Annotated in this window: 4 protein-coding genes; 3 read left to right on the top strand and 1 reads right to left on the bottom strand. The window is 72.2% G+C overall.

Features of this window, described 5'->3' with window-relative positions:
• From F9B16_RS52075 to F9B16_RS49755, 3 genes are all read left to right on the top strand, one after another.
• On the top strand, positions 1 to 586 hold a 586-nt coding region (locus F9B16_RS52075; protein WP_225992675.1), incomplete at its 5' end, for a hypothetical protein.
• 275 nt (positions 587 to 861) lie between these two features.
• The gene (locus F9B16_RS49760) at positions 862 to 1,641 is read left to right on the top strand and encodes an electron transfer flavoprotein subunit beta/FixA family protein (RefSeq protein ID WP_151547247.1); all 780 of its coding nucleotides are present in this window, start codon (positions 862 to 864) and stop codon (positions 1,639 to 1,641) included.
• A gap of 23 nt (positions 1,642 to 1,664) precedes the next feature.
• Positions 1,665 to 2,615: an electron transfer flavoprotein subunit alpha/FixB family protein gene (locus F9B16_RS49755; protein WP_151547246.1), complete on the top strand. Its 951-nt coding sequence runs from the start codon at positions 1,665 to 1,667 to the stop codon at positions 2,613 to 2,615.
• A gap of 54 nt (positions 2,616 to 2,669) precedes the next feature.
• Here F9B16_RS49755 and F9B16_RS52070 read toward each other — a convergent pair.
• Positions 2,670 to 3,504 (bottom strand): hypothetical protein (locus F9B16_RS52070; protein ID WP_192809401.1); only part of this gene is annotated, 835 nt, incomplete at its 5' end.

Genomic DNA, 3,504 nt, shown 5'->3' with positions numbered 1-3,504 from the left:
CGCGGAGCCCGCCGCCGCCGAGCCGGCGGCCCGGGCGGGCGAGCCGGCGGTGGCGCAGGCGTGGGCGCGGCTGCTCGCGGCGACCGTGGTGGTGATCGGGGTCGGCGTCGCGGTGATGATGCCGATCGCGGGCCTGCTGCTGACCCTCGTCGCGGTGACGGTGCTGCGGGCGGCGACGTCCGACACGGTCGCGGGCTGGGCGTGGGCGCTCGGCCGGACGGCGCTGACCGTCCCGTACGCGGCGGCGCTGGCGGTGGCGGTGCCGGTGGGGCTGGCGGCGGCGTCGGTGATCGGCGGGGAGATCGACTCGCTGGGCGCGTGCTCGTTCGGCGCGGGGGCGGGGGCGGCGGTGCTGTGGACGGCGCCGGGGGTCAGCGCGCCGCGCCGGCAGCTGGAGCGGATGTTCGCGGCGGTCGCGGCGAGCCCGCGGCGGATCGCGGTCGCGGGGGTGGCGCTCGGCGCGCTGGCGCTGCTGGCGGTGGTCGGGGCGATGTCGCTGACGCCGAGCTTCGCGCCGATGTACGGGCTGCAGAGCACGCTGGAGCGCTCGATGGACCGGTTGCAGAACGCCGTGGACCGCTGGTGAGTATGAACTGCGTCACGCCGCCATCCGGACGGGGTCCGTCCCGTAAACCCGGGGGTCGCGTGGGTAAGGTCTCACGAACTGGGATTTGCCAGTAGGCTACCGATGAGTAACATTTGTCGTGCACGGCCGAACCGGGGACCCGGCTCCGAAGCACGTTCGGGTGTTTGGCAGGCTGTGACTGCGAAACCGCATGTCGCGTCGACCCGTCATGGGCGGCGCCCCTCTGTCCGCTTACCCCAGCGGCCAACTGAGTGCAGGGAGGTCGGCCACCGGCCATGAACATCGTCGTCCTGGTGAAGCAGGTTCCCGATACGGAGAGCCCGCGCAAGCTGAAGTCCGATGACAGCACGCTCGACCGGGCTGCCGCGGACGGTGTCATCAACGAGCTCGATGAGTACGCCATCGAAGAGGCGCTGCGCATCAAGGAGGCCCAGGGCGGCGAGGTGACCGTTCTGACCATGGGCCCGGACAAGGCCACCGACTCCATCCGCAAGTCGCTGGCGATGGGCGCCGACAAGGCCGTCCACCTCGTGGACGACGCCCTCGCCGGCTCCGACGCGCTGCAGACCTCCTACGCGATCCAGCAGGCCCTCGGCCGCACCGGCTTCGACCTGGTCATCCTCGGCTCGGAGTCCACGGACGCGCGCACCGGCGTGCTCGCCGCGATGCTCGCCGAGCGGCTCGGCGTGCCGCAGGTGTCGCTGGCCAACAAGGTCGAGATCGACGGCTCGTCCATCAAGGCGCAGCGGGTCACCGACTACGGTTTCGACCGCGTCGAGGCGACCCTGCCCGCGGTGGTCTCCGTGGTCGAGAAGATCAACGAGCCGCGCTACCCCTCGTTCAAGGGGATCATGGCGGCCAAGAAGAAGCCGGTCGAGACGCTCGGCGTCGCCGACGCCGGCATCGACGCCGCGCAGGTCGGCCTGGCGAACGCGGCCACCGAGGTGGTCGACTTCGCCGAGGCCCCGCCGCGCGCGCAGGGTCAGATCGTCACCGACGAGGGCGACGGCGGCGTGAAGATCGCCGAGTTCCTCGCGTCGAAGAAGTTCGTCTGACCGAGGAAGGGGATTAGAGGACAATGGCTGAGATTCTCGTCCTCGTCGACCACGTCGACGGTGAGGTCAAGAAGGTCGCCCTCGAGCTGCTGACGCTGGCGAACAAGCTGGGCGAGGCCTCCGCGGTATGGATCGGCCCCGGCGCCGACGGCGCCAAGGACAAGCTCGGCGAGTACGGCGCCGCGAAGCTCTACGTCGCCGCCGACGAGGAGCTCACCTCCTACGTCGTCGCGCCGAAGGCCGCGCTGCTGGCGCAGCTCGTCGCCGACAAGTCGCCGGCGGCCGTGCTGGTGTCCGCGACCGCGGAGGGCAAGGAGATCGCGGGCCGCCTGGCGGTCAAGACCGGCTCCGGCGTGCTCACCGACGTGGTGGACGTCGCCGACGGCTTCGTCGCCGAGCACTCCATCTTCGGCGGCGGGATCATCGCGCACGCCAAGGTGAAGACCGGCACGCCGATCATCGCGGTGCGGCCGAACTCCGTCGCCCCCGAGGCGTCCCCGGCCACCCCGGCCGAGGAGGCCGTCTCGGTGACGCTGTCGGACGCCGACAAGGGCACGAAGATCGTGGAGAAGGTCGTCCAGGAGAAGGGCGAGCGCCCGGACCTGACCGAGGCCGCGATCGTGGTCTCCGGCGGCCGCGGCGTCGGCGGCGCCGAGAACTTCAAGATCATCGAGGGCCTGGCCGACTCGCTCGGCGCGGCCGTCGGCGCGTCCCGCGCCGCGACCGACGCCGGCTGGTACCCGCACTCGTTCCAGGTCGGCCAGACCGGCAAGACCGTGTCGCCGCAGCTGTACGTCGCGGTCGGCATCTCCGGCGCCATCCAGCACCGGGCCGGCATGCAGACCTCGAAGACCATCGTCGCCATCAACAAGGACCCCGAGGCGCCGATCTTCGAGCTCGTCGACTACGGCATCGTCGGCGACCTGTTCCAGGTCGCGCCGCAGCTCACCGAAGAGATCAACAAGCGCAAGTGATCTCGCGCGGACGCCCCGTCCCCGGAACGCTCCGGGGGCGGGGCGTCCGGCGTCTCAGGAGCGCGCGGGCCGCGGATACGGGACGGCCTTCAGCAGCTCCGGCTTGAGCATGCCCGCGACCTCGGCGTAGGGGACGGTCGTGTCCTCCTCGCCGCACGCGGACGCGTAGCCGAGCAGCGCGCCGTAGAAGGCGACGCGCACGCCGGTCGGCGTGAGCGCCATGCTGACGTCCCCGGTCCCGACGAACGCGGACGGGTTGTCGGTGCCGTGCGGCTGGATCGGCCCGGTCCCGGGGTCGACGTCGCTGTAGCAGTAGGTGCCGTGGGGCAGGTGCGCCTTGATCTTCTCGTCCAAAGGCGCGAGGCCCTGGACGGTCGGGACGCGGAACAGGTCGAGCGGGTGGTAGGCCGCGCCGGTCCGCAGGTCGACGGTCACGGCCTCCGAGTGGTCCCAGCCGGTGCCGCGTTCGCCCTGCAGGGAGACGGTGTACCAGACCGACAGGAGCCGGTCGTTGCGCATCAGGATCGCCGGTTTCACGACGTCGGTGTAGCCGCCCCTGCCGATCCCGGCCAGGCCCTTGCGGGTCTTGGCCCAGCGCGTTTCGAGCGGCGCGCGCAGCGCCGCGTCGATCTTCCGGACGAGCGCGGGCCGGCCGCCCGTGACCGTCACGACCTGCCCTTGCGCCCGGAACGTCACCCCGTTGCCGAAGTCCCGCTGCGGCTCGTTCAGCGCGGTCAGCGCGGCCACGACCGGTTTCGGCTTCGGCTTCTCCTTGGCCTCGGCGACGTAGACGGCCGCGCCGCCGGCCGCCGCGACGACGGCCGCGCCGCCCACCGCGGCCGCGGCGCCCTTCGCGCCGAGCGCGCCGAGGACGCCCTTGCCCGCGGTG

The sequence above is a fragment of the Actinomadura montaniterrae genome, from assembly GCF_008923365.1.
Taxonomy (GTDB): Bacteria; Actinomycetota; Actinomycetes; order Streptosporangiales; family Streptosporangiaceae; genus Spirillospora; species Spirillospora montaniterrae.
Note: the sequence above shows the minus strand (reverse complement) of the source record. Positions and strands in the feature narration are given on the sequence as shown.